Below are 17,931 nucleotides of genomic sequence, written 5' to 3'. Positions count from 1 at the left end.
ATTTTAACAAAAAGTAAATTTTACAGATGACGCTTTTCTTCTACGTGATTATTGCGATAATTACGTTTGTTGCTTTTTTACATGCCTGGTCTAAAAAGGATTATGATGTTAGTCGAACGATTGTTATTAATAGATCGAAGGCAGATATTTATGGTTTTGTACGCCAACTTAAGAATCAAAAGAAATGGATTTCCCAGTTGCAAGGCGCTAAAACCGTTAAATTAAGATTTAGTGGTGTAGATGGTAAAGAAGATGCTATTGTATATTGGAAAGGCGATAAGACTATTGGTGAAGGTACACAAAAGATCATAAAAGTAAAGCCAGGGCATGTTTTTGAAACCAAATTACTACTGGTAAAACCTGTAGAAGCAGTAGCAATGGTTTATTTTGCTTCTAAAGAAATTCAGCCAGAAAGAACAAAGATCGTATTTGGCGTTCGTGGTTATTTGCCGTTTCCTTATTCTGTGATCTCTATTTTTTATAGTATGGAAAATAGATTGGGAGAAGATTTTGAGAAGAGCCTTCAAAACCTAAAAACTTATCTTGAAAATGATAATATTTAATTCTTGTTTCGCTGAAGTAATTTATATTCTTCCCAGCATCCGCTAATGGCATCAAGAATTTGAAGATCTGTAGCAGTATTTACAAAATCTTCAGAATAATTACACCTACTTAAAACTTCTTCAATTTCAGCTTTACTTAGTTGTAACATGGCGCTTAGGGTTTCTCTATTGTATTTAGAACCTAAAAGGTCACGAATACTTTCGTCTTCCTTCATTTGTCTAAGCTTGCGTAATTGTCGCTCTCTTCGGCTAAAGAGATTATTTAGTGCATCTGCGGGGTTAAAAATAGAACCAACAACTTTATTAAATGCACTTGGAGAAGAACCTCCGGCCTCATATCCTATATTAAGGCCGGAAATACTATATCTCTTATTTTCGTAAATCGGAATATTCTTAGCATCAATTTCAAGATACCCGGTAAGTTTTACGTCGCTAACGGTAACTTCTTCTAAAGCGATCCCAACCTCGGTCATTTTCACTTTTACATTACCATATTTTAACCAGTCGTTAGTTACTCTTACTTTAATAGATTTGAATCCTAAATAAGTAAAATATAAAGTATCGTTTGCTGTAGCATGGATCTCAAAAGAACCATCTTCCTCAGAAGTACTTCCTTTTACCTGGTTCAAATTTACAATATGAACATTTTCTAAAGGTACATCGTTAGCCGCATTCATCACGGTTCCCGAAATAATATCCTGAGCACTTGCCAGTTGACAAACAAAAAATACTGAAAATATAAAAGTAACTAACTGCTTCATAAATCTTGGGGCCTAAAATATGAAAATCATTCTAAAAAATGATGCCAAAATAGGCTTAAACCTAGCTTATTTTTTAGATTTTCTCCTTTTTATCGAGTTTTCAATATTTTTACCACGACTCCCAGAGCCTTTGGATTTCTTGCCTTTAAATCCAGAATCTCTTCCGTCTTTTGAGCGTGATCTCCCTTTGCCGCCAGATTTAAAATCATTTTTTCCAAAGCCGCCACCGCCGCCTCTACGACCTTTACGTTTGCGACCGCCGCCATTACCACCGCCACTGTTTGAGTTTTTGGTGATCTCTACGTTAATTTTTCTTCCCTGATATTCAAAATCACTAAAAGCAGTAAGAACTTTATCAGTCTCAGAATTTTCAGTATTAAAGAACGAGAAGCTGTCTTTTACATCTACCTTAAATACTCCATCTTTACCCAATTGTAAAGCGTCTTTAAGGAAATCTTTTAAGCTCATCCAATCAAATCCATCTTTCTTACCAACGTTCATAAAGTAACGGGTAGATTTTGGATCTAGATCTACATTTGCGCCACCACTAACTGGAGCAAGATCATTCGCTTTTTTATAATAATTAGAGAACCTGGTAAATTCTACTGAAAAGAACTTTTTAATTAGTTCTTCTTTACTGAAGTCTTCTAATACTTTGTTGATATTAGGAAGGTATTCATCGATATCGTGATTGATCTCTGTATTCTTAATATCGTTTGCTAAGTGCAATAATTGTACTTTACAAATATCTTTACCGTCTGGTAGTTGCTTTTCATCAAAAGATTGTTTGATGATACGCTCGATACTTTTAATTTTTCGAAGCTCACTTTTAGAAACGATTACCATCGAAGTACCAGTTTTACCGGCACGACCAGTACGACCACTACGGTGTGTATAGGTTTCTACTTCGTCTGGTAATTGATAGTTTATTACGTGAGTAATATCGTCTACATCAATACCTCTGGCAGCAACATCTGTAGCCACCAACATTTGGATTTGGCGAGTTCTAAAAGATTTCATTACCAAATCACGTTGATTCTGACTTAAATCTCCGTGTAATGCAGCAGCAGAATAACCATCTTCGATTAAACGCTCTGCGACTTTCTGAGTATCTCTTTTAGTTCGGCAAAAGATAACCGAGAAAATATCTGGATTAGCATCAGCTAAACGTTTTAAGGCAGCATAGCGATCACGTGCATTTACAAGGTAAAATTCGTGCGATACATTGGTAGATCCCATGTTTTTGCTACCCACTGTAACCTCGATAGGAGTACGCATAAATTTCTTAGCGATCGTTGCCACTTCTTTAGGCATTGTCGCTGAGAATAACCAGGTGTTTTTCTCTTTAGGAGTATGAGATAGGATAGAAGTGATATCTTCATAAAATCCCATATTCAACATTTCATCTGCTTCATCTAAAACGCAATACTCGATTCTTGAGATATCGGTAAGTTTACGTCTTATCATATCCTGCATTCTCCCAGGAGTTGCAACAATGATCTGGGCGCCACGCTCTATTTGCTTTGCCTGTTCTGTAATACTTGCACCACCATAAACCGCTACCGGATGTAATGAAGGCTCGTATTTAGAGTAATTCTTTAGTTCGTTTGTAATTTGTAGACATAATTCTCTGGTAGGAGATAAAATTAATGCCTGTGTGTGCTTTGATTTCGGGTCTATTTTCTGAATCAAAGGGAAACCAAAAGCTGCCGTCTTTCCTGTCCCGGTCTGGGCTAAGGCAACCATATCGGTCTCTTCGTCTAATAAAATGGGGATGGTTTTTTCCTGTACTTCACTTGGACTTTCAAAGCCCATGTCTTCAATAGCTTTTAAAATAGAGGAATTTAAACCTAATTCTTGAAATTTATTCATTATAAAATTTAATAAGCTGCAAATGTACGTATTAGTTTACAGCTTATCACATTATATTTTTAATTCCTCTTTTATTTGGAAAGATACTCCATTAAAGCCTTAAAAGCCTTACCACGATGGCTAATCTCAGCTTTCTCTTTCATTTCCATCTCAGCAAAAGTGCGATCGTAGCCTTCCGGAATAAAAACAGGATCGTATCCAAAGCCCTTTTCGCCGCGACGTTCCTCGATAATTTCACCTTTGCAAATACCTGTAAACAGGTTTTCGTTATCTTTCAAATTTAAAGCGATAACAGTTTTAAAATGCGCTTTTCTACTTTCTTTATCTTTAAGCTGATCTAAAAGCTTAGCAACATTTGCTTTATCATCTTTTTGTTCGCCGGCATATCTGGCAGAATATACTCCGGGAGCTCCCGCCAGCGCATCAACTTCAAGACCTGTATCATCTGCAAAACAATTGTAGCCATAACGATGGCGAACATATTCTGCTTTTAAAATGGCGTTACCATCGATGGTATCGGCGGTTTCAGCAATATCCTCAGTACAGCCAATATCATCTAAGGATAATAAGGTAATGTGATCTGGAAGTATCGCTTCGATTTCTTTAAATTTATTTTGATTGTGAGTTGCAAATACTAATTCCATGTATATTATCTGTGGTGATAGGGTTCGTTTTTTAAGATGGTAAAGCCGCGGTAAATTTGTTCGGTTACAAAAAGACGTACCATTTGGTGAGAGAACGTCATTTTGGATAGAGATATTTTACCATTGGCGCGTTGATACACCGCTTCAGAAAATCCGTAAGGGCCGCCAATAACAAAAATCAGTTGTTTTAAGCCGCTATTCATTCTTTTCTGAAGGTATTCTGAAAAAGCTTCCGAAGAAAATTGTTTTCCGTTTTCATCCAAAAGCACTAAATAATCTGAAGTTTGTACTTTATTTAGAATCAATTCACCTTCTTTCGATTTTTGCTGATTTTCATCTAAATTTTTAGCCTTTTTAAGATCTGGAATCACATCGATCTCAAATTTCGTATAAAACTGAAGCCGTTTTAGATAGACCTCGATTAGCTTTTGTAATTCCTTGCTATCGGTTTTTCCTATGCAGAGTAATTTTATCGTCATTCGGTATATTTAGCGCAGACTTTCCTACATTTACAAAAATAAGTATTGCAAATGATCTCAGCAGCACAATTTGAAAAAGAAATTGAATTAATCATAACCAACGCAATAAGAGAAGATATTGGTGATGGCGATCACAGTTCACTGGCTTGTATTCCTGCGGAAGCTAAAGGAAAAGCGCAACTTTTAGTTAAAGACAATGGGATTTTAGCCGGCGTAGATTTCGCTAAAAAAGTTTTTGAATTTGTAGATCCTGAAGTTAAGCTGGATATCAAAATAAATGATGGTCAAAAAGTGAAGAAAGGTGATGTTGCTTTTTATGTTGAAGCTGCTTCGCAATCTATTTTAAAGGCAGAACGATTAGTGCTTAACGCTATGCAACGTATGAGTGCTATCGCTACCAAAACCAAAGAATTTGTAGATAAGCTGGAAGGAACCGGCACCAAAATTCTTGATACCAGAAAAACTACACCGGGAATTCGTGCTTTAGAAAAATGGGGCGTAAAAATTGGTGGTGGAGAAAATCATCGATTTGCATTGTATGATATGATCATGTTAAAGGATAATCATATCGATTTTGCAGGTGGTGTTGCAAAAGCTATTCAGAAAACAAAAAAGTATCTGGAAACTAACAATCTTGATCTTAAGATCATTGTAGAAGCCCGGGATATGAAAGAAATCGAAGAAATTTTAGCTGAAGGTGGCGTATACCGAATCCTAATCGATAATTTTGATTATGCTGAAACAAAAAAAGCGGTCAAACTTATCGGAGACCAGTGTTTAACCGAATCTAGTGGCGGTATTACTTTAGAAACCGCCAAGAAATATGCCGAATGTGGTGTGGATTATATTTCGAGTGGCGCTTTAACTCATTCGGTTTACAATATGGATCTTAGCTTAAAAGCTATGTAAAATATGTCGATACTCGAGGCGATAACAACTAAATTGGATAATGTCTCAGATTGGTGGAAAAGAACATCGAGCAAGGTAACTATACCGGGAACAGATGGGCTTTCGCTCTATCATTTATGGGATATCTATAGTGGCGGGATTATACATGGTACTTTTTCTACAAGGGCCAGTGCCATCGCTTTTAGTTTTTTTATGGCTTTGTTCCCTTATTTGTTATTTATCTTCAATTTGATTCCTTATGTCGAAGATCTGAATGTCATCGACGATTTCAGGATAAAATTTTTACTTTTTATAGACACGCTTTTACCGCCGGAAACGCAGGAATATGTAGGAGATATTTTTGCAGATATTGCTAATAATCCTCGTGCCGGCTTGTTGTCTTTTTCATTTATACTTTCTATTTTTTTAATGACCAATGGCGTAAACGCTATTTTTACTGGTTTCGAGTTTTCTTACCATACTAATATTAAAAGATCTTTATTTAGGCAATATATCGTTGCAATTGGTGTTTCGCTCGTTTTGGCATTCCTTTTGCTTCTTACCGTAATATTGGTAGTCTATTTAACCTATGCCGTAGAGGATCTAAGTGAATATGGATTAATTTCGAATGATGGTACAGGAACCGGAGTAGTGAAATATATTGCGTTTGTGGTGCTTATTTATATCGCCGTTGCAACGCTTTATTACTTCGGAACAAAAGAAGCACGACAGGCTAGATTTTTCTCTGTAGGTGCTTTTTTTACCACAATTTTGACTTTAATCACTTCATTTTTATTTGGATTATATATTGAAAATTTTTCAAATTATAACGAATTGTACGGTTCTATTGGAGCATTGTTAATTTTAATGGTGTATATTTGGTTAAATGCTAATATTCTTCTGTTGGGGTTTGAACTTAATGCCTCGCTGATAAAACTGAAGAAAAATTTTAAATAATTTATTTTAACTTAAACTACACAAAAAATGAAAAAGTATATGTTACTTTTCGTGGCATTATGCTCGGTAACGATGCTAAGTGCACAAACCGAAGTTGGTGGGGTTTCTTTACCAAATTCTGTAGAATTTAAAGGAGAATCACTAAAATTGAATGGAGCAGGAGTTCGGGAAAAGTTTTGGATCGATCTTTACGCAGGGGGATTATACCTTCAGGAAAAAAGTAGTGATGAGAAGCAAATAATGAGTGCAGATAAGCCAATGGCTATTAAACTTCATATTGTTTCAAAATTAATAACAAGTAATAAAATGGTCGATGCCGTGAACGAAGGTTTCGAAAATTCGACCAATGGAAATACCGCTCCTTTAGCTTCAGAAATTAAAAAATTTAAAGGTTTTTTTAGTGACGAGATCAAAAAAGACGATGTTTTCGATTTAGTTTATATTCCTGGTACCGGAGTGATCTCTTATAAAAACGGAGAAGAAAAAGGAACTATTAAAGGAATAGAATTTAAAAAAGCATTATTTGGTATTTGGCTTTCTAAAAAACCTGCCGAGGACGATTTAAAAGAAGCAATGTTAAATTTATAAGATGAAAAAGTATATTTTATTTTCCGTATTCTTTACTGCCTTTGCGGCGCTTAATAGTGTTTATGCGCAAGACGATGTTTTCGGGAAATGGAAGTGTACTAACGACGAAGGAAAAGTAAATTCCATCGTAAAGATCTTTAAAAAAGAAGATGGCGAAGTTTGCGGTAAAGTGGTTAGAATAACCAAAGAAGAAGATCGCGATAAACTTTGTACAGAATGTAAAGGAGCGCTTAAAGATAAACCAATAGAAGGCTTGCAGTTAATGCACGGATTAAAAAAAGAAGGAGATCATTATGCTGGCGGGGAAATTATTAATCCTAAATCTGGTAAAGTTTACAAAGTAAAAATTTGGGTAGACGAAGATAATCCAGATATGTTAAATGTAAGAGGTTATGTTGCTTTTTTCTATAAAACGATGACCTGGGAACGCGCCGAATGATCTAAAAAGCATATCAAAAAATGGCTAATTTTGGCCAATTATTAAAATATTTTATAAACCATTCTTTAATCGAGAATGGTTTTTATTTTTACTCAATGATCAAGAATAGTATGTTTGCTGTTCTTAATTCAAATTTCAATTTTAGAATAGCTTTAGCTTATGTCCCATTTTGTAGATGTTATTTTACCGCTACCTTTAGATAATAGATTTACTTACAGTGTTTCTAAAGATGAGGCTAATTTTCTACAAGCAGGTATACGTGTTGCTGTTCCCTTCGGAAAATCGAAAATTTACACAGGGATTATTGCTGAAGTGCACGACCGAGCACCAGAAGTTTACGAAGCCAAACCTATTAGTCAGATTTTAGATGAAGCTCCTTTGGTGACTAGTCAACAACTGAAGTTTTGGAGTTGGATCGCTTCTTATTATATGTGTACTGAAGGTGAAGTGATGCGAGCAGCCCTTCCCGGAGCATTTATTCTGGAAAGTGAGAGTATCGTTCAGCTGCAAAAAGAGGCTGAAATTATCGAATCTGAACTTAAGGACGATGAGTTTTTGGTGGTTGAAGCTTTACAAAACCAATCCTCTTTAAAAATTAAAGAAGTCGAAGCACTATTAGATCGAAAATCGGTTTTACCGGTTTTAAATCGATTGATGGCGAAAGATATTGTGGTACTAAGTCAGGAGATCTACGAGCAATACAAACCAAAGCGTGTTAGATATATAAAACTGCACGAAAATCACGAATCTGAGGATGCAATGCATCAGCTTTTAGATGAACTTTCCAGGGCGCATAAGCAGCGAGAAGTCGTACTTAATTATTTCAGCATAAAAGCTAGAAGTACCAAACCAATTAGTGCAAAAGAGCTACAAAAATCTTCAGGAGTAACTGCATCCACTTTAAAAAGTCTGGTAAAAAAGAATATTTTTCAGGAATATTATATCAATCAAGATCGTGTTGGTTTTGATGGTGAAATTACCAGAAAACATATAGAATTTAACGAATATCAGCTTAAAGCTTTTGGGCAAATTACAGCTTCTTTTGAAGAAAAAACGGTGTGTTTATTACACGGCGTAACTTCTAGTGGTAAAACCGAAATTTACCTAAAACTCATCGAAGAGGTTTTAAATGAAGGGAAGCAAGCTCTTTATTTATTACCAGAGATTGCACTAACTACGCAGCTAATAAACCGACTTCAGGCGTATTTTGGAGATAAGGTTTTAGTTTTTCACAGCAAATATTCTATGAACGAGAGGGTAGAGGTCTACCAAAATGTGCTTAATGCCGGTGATGATCCTAAAGTAGTTATTGGAGCCAGATCGGCAATATTTTTACCGTATCAACAATTAGGATTGATCATCGTAGATGAAGAGCACGAAGCTACGTTTAAGCAATATGATCCTGCACCAAGATATCATGCAAGAGATGCCGCCGTAGTTTTAGCTAATTTTTTTAAAGCTAAAACCTTAATGGGTTCTGCAACTCCTTCGCTAGAATCTTATTTTAATGCTGAACATAATAAATATGGTTTTGCTGAATTATCCAGGCGTTTTGGTGATGTTTTAATGCCAGAAATTGAAATTGTCGATATTAAGGAGAAACATCGCAAAAAAAGAATGACGGGGCATTTTTCAGATCGTTTATTGAAAGAGATCGAGGAATCTTTAGCTGAAGGTGAGCAGGTAATTTTATTTCAGAATAGGCGAGGATTTTCACCAATATTAGAATGTAATACATGTGGGCATTCTCCACAATGTCCTAATTGTGATGTTAGTTTAACTTATCACAGCCATAGCAACCAGTTACGTTGCCATTATTGCGGTTATCATATCGCGATGCAACAACGATGTATGGCTTGCCACAGCGATGATGTTTCTACAAAAGGTTTTGGAACCGAGCAAATTGAAACCGAATTAAAAGCGCTGTTTCCCGATCATAAAATTGGCAGAATGGATCAGGATACCACTAGGGGAAAACATGGATACGAGAAAATCATCACTGCTTTTGAAGATCTAGAGATCGATATTTTGGTAGGAACACAAATGCTAACCAAGGGATTAGATTTTAGAAATGTAAACCTGGTAGGCGTTATGAATGCCGATAATCTTTTGAATTTCCCAGATTTTAGAGCGCACGAACGAAGTTTTCAATTAATGCTTCAGGTTGCAGGAAGAGCCGGTAGAACGAAGAAGCGTGGTAAGGTTTTAATTCAAAGTTATAATCCGCATCACCAGATCATTCAACAGGTTTCGACTAATGATTATGCGGGGATGTATAAAGAGCAACTTCAGGAAAGATACAATTATAAGTATCCGCCTTATTTTAGATTAGTTCGATTGAGTTTAAAATCTCGTGATTTTAGTAAAACAAATGAAGCAGCAGATTGGATAGCGAAAGCGATGCAAAATGTATTTAAGCAGCATGTGTTAGGACCAGAATTTCCTCCAGTGGCTAGAATTAGAAATGAATATTATAAGAATATCATGCTTAAAATTCCGCAGAGTCAATCTTTAGGGAAGACAAAATCTGTACTTCAAAAGATTCTTATTAGTTTTAATGCAATTTCAGCTTATAGAAGCGTAAGAGTTATCGTAAATGTAGATCCCGTGTAGGATTTTCAGAATTAATATAAAATATAAAAGCCGAACATCTGATCATCGATATTCGGCTTTGTATCTGAAAATTAAAATGTTTTTATAATTAAGCTTTACTGCTAAGCGCTTCGATAAGATTATTTTTCTTATGCCTGCTTAACGGAAGTTTTTCTCCTGCGATCTCTACAGTTTTGCTATTGTATCTTTCAACTTTATCTAAATTTACGATATAACTTTTATGCGTCCTCATAAATTTTTCTGAAGGTAATTCTTTCTCAAAAGACTTCATGGTTGCCAGTACCACAAAATTGTCTTCTTCAGTAACGAATTTCACATAATCACCAAGTGCCTGGATGTATTTTAAGCGATTTAAAAATACTTTACGATTTTTAAGATTACTTTTTACGAAAATAAAATCTTCATCTTCAGGAAGTACAGCCTGTGTTTTAAGCTTGTACATATTTAAAGCTTTGATTACCGCACTATTAAAACGCTCCTTACTAACGGGCTTCTGTAAATAATCTGTTGCGCTGTAATCAAATGCTTTATAAGCATACTTTGTTTTACCGGTAACAAATACGATTTGAGGCTGATTAGGAAGATCGTCCAAAAGCTCGAACCCAGAAAGAATAGGCATTTCGATATCCAGGAAGATCAAATCGATCTCGGTATCCAAAAGACCGTTCTTAGTTTCGATAGCATTGTTGTATTCTGCTACCAAAGTAAGATTAGAATGATCTTTTATCATCTTAACGATTGATAATCGTTGTAGACTAGAGTCATCTACAACTGCACATTTTAGCAAAATATCTTCCACAGGTCTTTTTGTAGTTTTACAATTAACAATATTAGACATTATATTTGATAAAAGCAAGATTGGGTATAATTTCATCGATTAAATAGGGATTTTAACCGTAATAAAATTAGCTTGTGAAATATAAAAAATAGTTCTATTTTTGCAGCCAATTTTAATAAAATATAATTTTATGAATCATTATGAAACTGTTTTCATCTTGAATCCCGTTTTATCTGATGAGCAGATAAAGGAAACAGTTAAGAAATACGAAGAATTTCTTGTTTCTAAAGGAGCTGAGATGGTATCAAAGGAGAATTGGGGGCTTAAAAAATTAGCTTACGCAATTCAGCACAAAAAAAGTGGTTTTTATCACTTATTTGAATTTAAAGCACCAGGAGAGGCTATCGAGCCTTTAGAACTTGCTTTTAGAAGAGATGAGCGTATGATGCGTTATTTAACTGTGAAGTTAGATAAGCACGCTGCAGCCTGGGCTGAGAAAAGAAGAAAAAGAATCCAAGAAAAAGCGTAAGTATGGCTACATCTATTGAACAACAAGCAAAAGGTAAAAAAGACGGAGAGATTAGATATCTAACTCCTCTTAATATAGAGACTTCAAAAACTAAAAAGTATTGTAGATTTAAAAGATCTGGTATTAAATATATCGATTATAAAGATCCAGACTTTTTAATGAGTTTTGTAAACGAGCAAGGAAAATTACTTCCTCGTCGTTTAACAGGTACTTCTTTAAAATACCAAAGAAAAGTGGCTGTTGCTGTAAAGCGTGCACGTCATTTAGCATTAATGCCATACGTTGGTGATTTATTAAAATAAAAAGAAGCAATTATGGAATTGATACTTAAAAAAGACGTAGATAATTTAGGGTTTAAAGACGATGTGGTATCTGTAAAAAACGGTTACGGTCGTAACTTTTTAATCCCACAAGGCTTCGCAGAATTAGCAACTCCATCAGCTAAGAAAGTTCTTGCTGAAACTCTTAAACAAAGAGCTTATAAAGAGCAAAAGCATATCGACGAAGCTAAAAAGCAAGCTGAAAAGCTTAACGGTTTAGATATTAAACTTACTGCAAAATCTGGTGCTGGAGACAAATTATTTGGATCTATCACTAATGCAGATCTTGCAGACGCTTTAGCTAAAGAAGGTGTAGAAATCGACAAGAAATACATTAGTATTGCCGGTGGAAACATTAAAAGATTAGGACAATACGAAGCTACTTTACGTTTTCACCGTGAGGTAATTTCTACTTTATCATTCGATGTTGTAGGAGAAGCTTAATAAACCTATATAATTTTTAAAAAGCCTGCTCTATGAGTGGGCTTTTTTTATAACTATTTAATTGTTATGAAATACGCAAGACTTACACGTGAGCAGCTTGAAGAAATGCATCAGGAATTTATCAATTTTCTAGCTACCCAATCTATTACTGCTGAAGAGTGGAAAGATATAAAAGCCAATAAGCCTGATGTTGCAGAAAAGGAGATCGATGTTTTTAGTGATCTAATTTGGGAAGGCGTTTTAAATAAAGTGGAGTATCTGGAGCATTTCTCTAAACAACAAATATTCTTATTTCAAATCACAGCTGCTACGATTAATCTTATCGCTGTTAAAGTTGAGAATGAAGCTATCGATATCACCACGCACGAAGGCTATAATTGGTTACGATCTAATTTAATGAATGATGCCGTGAATATTTATACATCGACTAAAGCGATAAGTGAAGATCGAAACAAAGATATTTTTGCGTTAATCAAACAAGGATCTAATATTACCAAGGGAGATTTATATAATTATTTTGCTGAAATTGTAAAGTCTTAAGATTATATATTTTTAATAGCAATTTTAGAGTAAGACTTCTGTAGCGGGAAATTTTAAAATATCTAATCATAGATATGATCTTTATACTGTTGCCACCAATCTTCAATATCGATTTTTGGCTTTCGGCAAATATAAAGCGGAATAATGTTTTCTTCGTCAACTGCGTATTTGTGCGTGATCGTTTTTATAAGTTTTATGTCCTCGAAAACACCGTTTAAAACTTGCTTTTCGTTTCCTAAACTTATCCATATTTCGGCATTTTTATTGCCATAACCCCAGGTCCAAAAACTACCATGCCGACTAATAGGATTAGGCAGGTCGTATTTTTTTCCTAAGATTTTAATAGCACCCGCTTCTCCATAATTTTCAGCCCAGATCACTGTTTTTTGCTGTTCTGCAGCATTCAGACCTTGGTAAACGCTATCTACTAGTTTTACTTGCTCTTCCCAGCCAAACATATCTGCATAATCACTGGTTAATTCAACTCGGCCGTTTTTTTGTTTTAAGTCGGCATATTCTATATAATTTTCTACGGAAAGTATGGGCGTAGCTTCAGGAATAAAATAAATTGAAGGCATCAAAACTATTGTTGAAATTGCATAAATCCAGACTGGTTTTTTACTGAAAATAAATGAAACTTTAGCCGAACCTGCCGCGAATAAAACAGGATAAATTCCAAAAACATAATAAGCTTTTGATTTTAAGATCCACATGAGCCCGAAGATCACCAGACAAGCAATGGCGACCGACTTATATTTCTTCAGTTTTTCATCTATAAATAGACCAATAATTCCCAGAATGCTAATTAATAACGTAAAAGGATAGCCTAACTGCGCCAAGACAAATTCCCATGGATTTATTTCTTCTAGTTGATGTTCTTTTAGCGCTTGCAAGTGCTTATGGATTGGAAAGTCATGATCGATTTGCCATATAATATTCGGTAAAAAAATGACTAAAGCCAAAATTGCAGAAAAATACATCCATTTATTTCTGAATAAACGCCCTTTTCTATAAAACAGTATACTTACCAAAATTCCGAATGCCCAGATAAGCATCGTGTACTTATTCAGTAAACCTAATCCAAGTGCGATGCCGAGATAGACGATATACTTTTTGTTTTCAGAATTAATAAACCTGATAAAAAAATAAAAGCCGAGTGTCCAAAATAACTGGTTAAATGCTACCGGCTGAAATAATGTATGATTTCGATAAAATGGCAAAAAAGCTAAAATGCAAATGCCGGAAAGTAAAATCGCTTGTTTTTTACCACCTAGCTCGATACAAATTAAGCAGCAAAGTATAAGAATCGCAACACCTGCAAATGTCGGAAATACGCGAACTCCCATTAAAGAATAGTCAAAAAACCAATAAGAGAGTTTCCCAAGTAATCCTATAAGTGGAGGGAATTCCATAAATCCCCAATCTAAATGTTCGCTTACAGAAAGATGTAAAAGCTCGTCCCTGTGAAATCCATAATTTCTATTGCCTAGTAACTGAATGCATAATTTTACAAGTGATAAGACAAAAATTATAGGAAAGAACTTTTTTAGAGAACTCAATATTGTTGGTTTTCGTGATATTCCTTATTCGTATCGTAGTGATTCGATTGGATCTTGTTTAGAGGCTTTTATTGCAGGATATAATCCTGAAAATAATGCAGTAAGTAAGGTTACAACCACGGCCCAAAACATCGCTAACCACGGAGTTGTAAAATCGAAACCAACTCCGGCTGAAACTGCCATACCAATTAAGATTCCCAAAATAATCCCTAAAACTCCACCAAACTGACCAATAATTAGGGTTTCCATAAAAAACTGCGCAGCAATCGTGTTTTTCTTTGCCCCAAGTGCTTTACGCACACCAATTTCGCGAGTTCTTTCAGTAACACTCACCAACATGATATTCATTAAAGCGATAGAAGAACCAAAAATTGTTACCAGGCTAATGATCCAGGCAGCGAGGTTTAAAACTGAAGACATTTCTGCAATCTCATTTAATAAACTGTCACTTCTTTCGATCCCAAAATTATCTTTTTCAACAGGACTAAGTTTTCTTATGTTCCTAAAAGTAAGGATGGCTTCGTCTTGAGCAGCATCTAAAGCTTCTTTGTTTTCAACCTTAATACTTAAATTATAATTTATCCCGGGGCTGCTAAATATTGATCTGGCATGTTGCAGCGGAATCAAAACACGTAGATCTTCGTTGTTTCCAAAGGTAGAGCCTTTCGATTCTAAAACACCAATCACTTTAAATTTTGCCCCACGAACACTAATCGTTTTATCAATTGGGCTTGCTCCTTTAAATAGTCCGTTATTTTTAGCAAAATCGGCTCCAATTATGGCCACATTGTTATTATTCTGAATATCGAAATAGTTGAAATTTCTACCCGTTTCAATCTCTAAACCAGAATTAGTAAGGTAATTTTCGTTGATTCCGAGTACATTTATTTCAGGATCGGTTTTTTCGTTTTCCCATTTAATTTCCGCAGAAGACGTTCCCGTAAAACTAATCGCCGTTGTGGTTAAAGGATATTGATATTTATCCTGAAAGGTTTTCACTTCACGATACGTGATCACAGGATTTATTTTATTGATCTCGTTTCCCCTTTGTGATGTGTAATTATAACGCTGAATATTGAATGTATTGGCGCCCATAGAAGCAAAATTTCCGCTAATCGTGTTTTCTAAAGCACCCACGGCACTAAGAATTCCTACCAATGCGGTAATCCCAATAGCGATGATAAGAACGGTTAGAATAGTTCTTAAAAGCTGGCCTTTAATCGAATCGAAAGCGATACTAATATTCTCGCGTAGGAGTGCAAACATATTTTGAAATTTCAGTCACTGTAAGTTAGACTCAATTTTAAGTAGAATGTTACTTAAAAATTGAAAATTGTTTAGGTTCAGGCAAAATTTAAGATATTTGCAGCCGATAAAATGGTCTGCAATCCAAATATAGTAGGCGATTTTCGTTAATTTTGAAGAACGAATTTTAAAACTCAAATAATTCAGGTTATTTACCTGAATATAGATCGATTTATGGCACAAAAACCATCAATACCAAAAGGAACCAGAGATTTTACTCCGCAGGAAGTTGCAAAACGTAATTTTATATTCGACAAGATTAAAACTGAATTTAAAAAGTTTGGTTTTCAGGCGATCGAAACACCAAGTTTCGAAAATTCTGATACCCTAATGGGAAAATATGGAGAAGAAGGAGACCGCCTTATTTTTAAGATTCTTAATTCTGGAGACTTTTTAAAGAAAGCTGATGAAACTGCTTATGCCGATAAAGATAGCTTAAAACTTACGCCTTCGATTTCAGAAAAAGCGCTTCGCTACGATCTTACCGTGCCCTTTGCTCGTTACGTGGTACAACATCAAAATGAAATCGATTTTCCGTTTAAACGCTATCAAATTCAGCCGGTTTGGCGTGCAGATCGTCCTCAAAAAGGGAGATTTAGAGAGTTTTTTCAGTGCGATGCAGATGTTGTTGGGAGTGATAGTTTATGGCAGGAAGTGGAGTTTGTACAATTGTATGATTCGGTTTTTTCAGCATTAAAACTAGACGGAGTTACAATTAAGATCAATAATCGTAAAATTTTATCTGGTTTTGCTGAAGTTATTGGCGAGCAGGATAAATTAATCGATTTTACCGTTGCGCTGGATAAACTGGATAAGATTGGTGAAGATGGTGTGGTAAAAGAAATGCTTGCTAAAGGAATTGCTGAAGACGCGATAGATAAGATCAAACCAATTTTTGGATTACAAGGTGATTTTGCTGAAAAAATTGAGGCTTTAAAATCGATATTATCAACTTCTGAAGCTGGTTTAAAAGGAATTGAAGAGTTAGAGTTTATTCAGAATGTAATTTCAGAAATGCCCTTAAAAACAGCAAAACTCGATTTAGATGTGACGCTGGCACGAGGATTAAATTATTATACAGGAGCGATTTTTGAAGTTTCGGCACCAAGAGGGGTGAAGATGGGATCGATTGGTGGCGGTGGTCGCTACGATGATCTTACGGGAATATTTGGACTTAAAAATATGAGCGGCGTTGGGATCTCGTTTGGCTTAGACCGAATTTACCTTGTGCTGGAAGAATTGAATTTATTCCCTGAAGCGGTTGCAGATGATGTAAAAGTCTTATTTGTAAACTTTGGTGAAAAGGAAGCACTCTATGCATTTAAAGGTGTAAATGCTTTGCGTGCTGAAGGTGTAAATGCTGAAGTTTTCCCAGATTCAGCCAAAATGAAAAAGCAAATGAATTATGCTAATAAACGTAATATACCTTTTGTGATCCTTGCGGGTGACGAAGAAATGGCAGCAGGAGAATATACTTTGAAAAATATGAAAACAGGTGAGCAGGATCGATTGAATTTGAAAGATCTTGTGGCTAAGATTGTATAAAAAAAGCCCCAATTTTGGGGCTTTTTTGTTTTCTACAACTTAAATTTATTGGCACTGCCAAAGGATGTAATACTCCGAGGCTTGCCTTGAAAATAAGAAATTGTTTCTAGAGAATGCCTCGTGGGCATGCTCCGAGGTAGTTTACTTATCCTGTAGCGCTTTTTTACTACTCGCTTCATTCAATTTCTCCATATTTTCATTGGATAGTTTTACTGAAGTAGCTTCCTCGAAAGCTTTTAAATGCGAGGATTTTGTAGCACTGGCAATTGCAGCGGTGATTCCTGGTCTGTTAATGATCCAAGCTAGAGCTACACCAGCATTAGAGATTCCGTACTCTTCAGAAACTCGTCTAAAGTTTTAAGAATATTCTTACCGCGATCATCTAAATAATCTTTTACAAAATCTTTTCGGTTTTGTCCCTCAAGATCGTCTTTGCTGCGATATTTACCGGTTAAAAATCCGCTAGCCAAAGAAAAATAGGTTGTAATACTCATATTATTTTCCTGGCATAATTCTAAAATATCACCTTCAACTTTATCACGATTCATTAAACTATATTCCTGCTGAAAAACCTGATATTTTGGTAGAGCTTTTTCTTTAGAAGCGTTTAAAGAATCTCTTAATCTCGCCGGACTCAAATTTGAGGCTCCAATATATTTAACGTCTCCGTTTTTGATCAGTTTTTGGTAAGCGCCTAAAGTTTCTTCAACAGGAGTACGATCATCATCCCAGTGGGTGTAATATAAATCTATATAATCTGTTTGTAATCTTTTCAGTGATTCCTGAGCGGCATTTAAAATGTAATTTTCTGAAATATCTTTATTACCTTGCCCCATATCCGAACCTACTTTAGTGGCAAGCGTAATTTTATCTCTTACGCCACGATCTTTCATCCATTTACCAATAATTTTTTCAGACTCACCTCCCTGATTACCATTTGCCCATTTCGAGTAAACATCTGCTGTGTCAATGCAGGTATAGCCTTTTTCAAGCAGCTCATCTAGCATTTTAAATGATTCTTTTTCGTTAAGCGTCCACCCAAAAACGTTACCTCCAAAAATGATTGGAGGTGTTTGCAGATCGGTGTTTCCTAAATTCTTTAATTCC

At 35.3% G+C, this 17,931-nt stretch carries 18 protein-coding genes and 1 pseudogene; 11 read left to right on the top strand and 8 right to left on the bottom strand.

Features of this window, described 5'->3' with window-relative positions; genetic code table 11:
* Nucleotides 1–26 precede the first annotated feature (26 nt).
* Nucleotides 27–563: an SRPBCC family protein gene (locus tag INR75_RS15425; RefSeq protein WP_223089480.1), complete on the top strand. Its 537-nt coding sequence runs from the start codon at nucleotides 27–29 to the stop codon at nucleotides 561–563.
* Here the strand turns inward: INR75_RS15425 and INR75_RS15420 are convergent.
* The 4 genes from INR75_RS15420 to rlmH all read right to left on the bottom strand — a co-directional run bounded on the left by INR75_RS15420 (nucleotide 560) and on the right by rlmH (nucleotide 4,319).
* Complete coding sequence (locus tag INR75_RS15420) at nucleotides 560–1,324, bottom strand: carboxypeptidase-like regulatory domain-containing protein (protein WP_175486998.1); 765 nt, start codon at nucleotides 1,322–1,324, stop codon at nucleotides 560–562. The two genes, INR75_RS15425 and INR75_RS15420, sit on opposite strands and share 4 nt — an antisense overlap.
* A 66-nt stretch (nucleotides 1,325–1,390) precedes the next feature.
* Nucleotides 1,391–3,196, bottom strand: a complete 1,806-nt coding sequence (locus INR75_RS15415; RefSeq protein ID WP_223089479.1) for a DEAD/DEAH box helicase — start codon at nucleotides 3,194–3,196, stop codon at nucleotides 1,391–1,393.
* Nucleotides 3,197–3,267: 71 nt separating this feature from the next.
* On the bottom strand, nucleotides 3,268–3,840 hold the full coding sequence (locus INR75_RS15410) for a non-canonical purine NTP diphosphatase (RefSeq protein ID WP_223089478.1): 573 nt from the start codon (nucleotides 3,838–3,840) through the stop codon (nucleotides 3,268–3,270).
* 5 nt (nucleotides 3,841–3,845) lie between these two features.
* Entirely contained in the window at nucleotides 3,846–4,319 is a 474-nt protein-coding gene (gene rlmH, locus INR75_RS15405) for a 23S rRNA (pseudouridine(1915)-N(3))-methyltransferase RlmH (RefSeq protein ID WP_084840594.1), read from the bottom strand.
* Nucleotides 4,320–4,370: 51 nt separating this feature from the next.
* Here rlmH and nadC point away from each other — a divergent pair, with 51 nt between their 5' ends.
* The 5 genes from nadC (at nucleotide 4,371) to priA (ending at nucleotide 9,804) form a co-directional block, all read left to right on the top strand.
* On the top strand, nucleotides 4,371–5,228 hold the full coding sequence (gene nadC, locus INR75_RS15400) for a carboxylating nicotinate-nucleotide diphosphorylase (protein WP_223089477.1): 858 nt from the start codon (nucleotides 4,371–4,373) through the stop codon (nucleotides 5,226–5,228).
* A 3-nt stretch (nucleotides 5,229–5,231) separates the two neighbouring features.
* On the top strand, nucleotides 5,232–6,164 hold the full coding sequence (locus INR75_RS15395) for a YihY/virulence factor BrkB family protein (protein WP_223089476.1): 933 nt from the start codon (nucleotides 5,232–5,234) through the stop codon (nucleotides 6,162–6,164).
* 27 nt (nucleotides 6,165–6,191) lie between these two features.
* Nucleotides 6,192–6,752 carry a chalcone isomerase family protein gene (locus INR75_RS15390; RefSeq protein ID WP_223089475.1) on the top strand — a complete coding sequence of 187 codons (561 nt, stop codon included), beginning with the start codon at nucleotides 6,192–6,194 and terminating at the stop codon, nucleotides 6,750–6,752.
* A 1-nt stretch (nucleotide 6,753) separates the two neighbouring features.
* A complete protein-coding gene (locus INR75_RS15385; RefSeq protein WP_223089474.1) occupies nucleotides 6,754–7,191 on the top strand; it encodes a DUF2147 domain-containing protein in 438 nt (145 codons plus the stop codon).
* A 159-nt stretch (nucleotides 7,192–7,350) separates the two neighbouring features.
* Nucleotides 7,351–9,804 carry a primosomal protein N' gene (gene priA, locus INR75_RS15380; RefSeq protein ID WP_223089473.1) on the top strand — a complete coding sequence of 818 codons (2,454 nt, stop codon included), beginning with the start codon at nucleotides 7,351–7,353 and terminating at the stop codon, nucleotides 9,802–9,804.
* 88 nt (nucleotides 9,805–9,892) lie between these two features.
* Here the strand turns inward: priA and INR75_RS15375 are convergent, their stop codons facing one another.
* Nucleotides 9,893–10,642 (bottom strand): LytTR family DNA-binding domain-containing protein, encoded by a 750-nt coding sequence (locus INR75_RS15375; RefSeq protein ID WP_092541079.1) that lies wholly within the window; start codon nucleotides 10,640–10,642, stop codon nucleotides 9,893–9,895.
* A gap of 130 nt (nucleotides 10,643–10,772) precedes the next feature.
* On the opposite strand from INR75_RS15375, the gene rpsF reads away from it, so the two are divergent.
* From rpsF to INR75_RS15355, 4 genes are all read left to right on the top strand, one after another.
* Entirely contained in the window at nucleotides 10,773–11,111 is a 339-nt protein-coding gene (rpsF, locus tag INR75_RS15370) for a 30S ribosomal protein S6 (protein WP_223089472.1), read from the top strand.
* A 2-nt stretch (nucleotides 11,112–11,113) separates the two neighbouring features.
* Entirely contained in the window at nucleotides 11,114–11,413 is a 300-nt protein-coding gene (rpsR, locus tag INR75_RS15365; RefSeq protein WP_013071549.1) for a 30S ribosomal protein S18, read from the top strand.
* Nucleotides 11,414–11,425: 12 nt separating this feature from the next.
* Entirely contained in the window at nucleotides 11,426–11,875 is a 450-nt protein-coding gene (gene rplI, locus INR75_RS15360; RefSeq protein WP_223089471.1) for a 50S ribosomal protein L9, read from the top strand.
* A 66-nt stretch (nucleotides 11,876–11,941) separates the two neighbouring features.
* Nucleotides 11,942–12,415, top strand: a complete 474-nt coding sequence (locus INR75_RS15355; RefSeq protein WP_223089470.1) for a DUF6495 family protein — start codon at nucleotides 11,942–11,944, stop codon at nucleotides 12,413–12,415.
* A gap of 62 nt (nucleotides 12,416–12,477) precedes the next feature.
* Here the strand turns inward: INR75_RS15355 and INR75_RS15350 are convergent, their stop codons facing one another.
* Both INR75_RS15350 and INR75_RS15345 read right to left on the bottom strand, forming a co-directional pair.
* A complete protein-coding gene (locus INR75_RS15350; protein WP_223089469.1) occupies nucleotides 12,478–13,974 on the bottom strand; it encodes a glycosyltransferase family 39 protein in 1,497 nt (498 codons plus the stop codon).
* A 24-nt stretch (nucleotides 13,975–13,998) separates the two neighbouring features.
* Nucleotides 13,999–15,240, bottom strand: coding sequence for an ABC transporter permease (locus tag INR75_RS15345; RefSeq protein ID WP_223089468.1), 1,242 nt, complete (start codon nucleotides 15,238–15,240; stop codon nucleotides 13,999–14,001).
* Between the two features lie 213 nt (nucleotides 15,241–15,453).
* Here INR75_RS15345 and hisS point away from each other — a divergent pair, with 213 nt between their 5' ends.
* Nucleotides 15,454–16,824: a histidine--tRNA ligase gene (gene hisS, locus INR75_RS15340; protein WP_223089467.1), complete on the top strand. Its 1,371-nt coding sequence runs from the start codon at nucleotides 15,454–15,456 to the stop codon at nucleotides 16,822–16,824.
* A 141-nt stretch (nucleotides 16,825–16,965) separates the two neighbouring features.
* Here hisS and INR75_RS15335 read toward each other — a convergent pair.
* Nucleotides 16,966–17,831 (bottom strand): annotated as a pseudogene (locus INR75_RS15335) (aldo/keto reductase).
* Between the last annotated feature and the right edge of the window lie 100 nt (nucleotides 17,832–17,931).

Source organism: Zunongwangia sp. SCSIO 43204 (genome assembly GCF_019904275.1).
Taxonomy (GTDB): Bacteria; Bacteroidota; Bacteroidia; order Flavobacteriales; family Flavobacteriaceae; genus Zunongwangia; species Zunongwangia mangrovi.
Note: the sequence above shows the minus strand (reverse complement) of the source record. Positions and strands in the feature narration are given on the sequence as shown.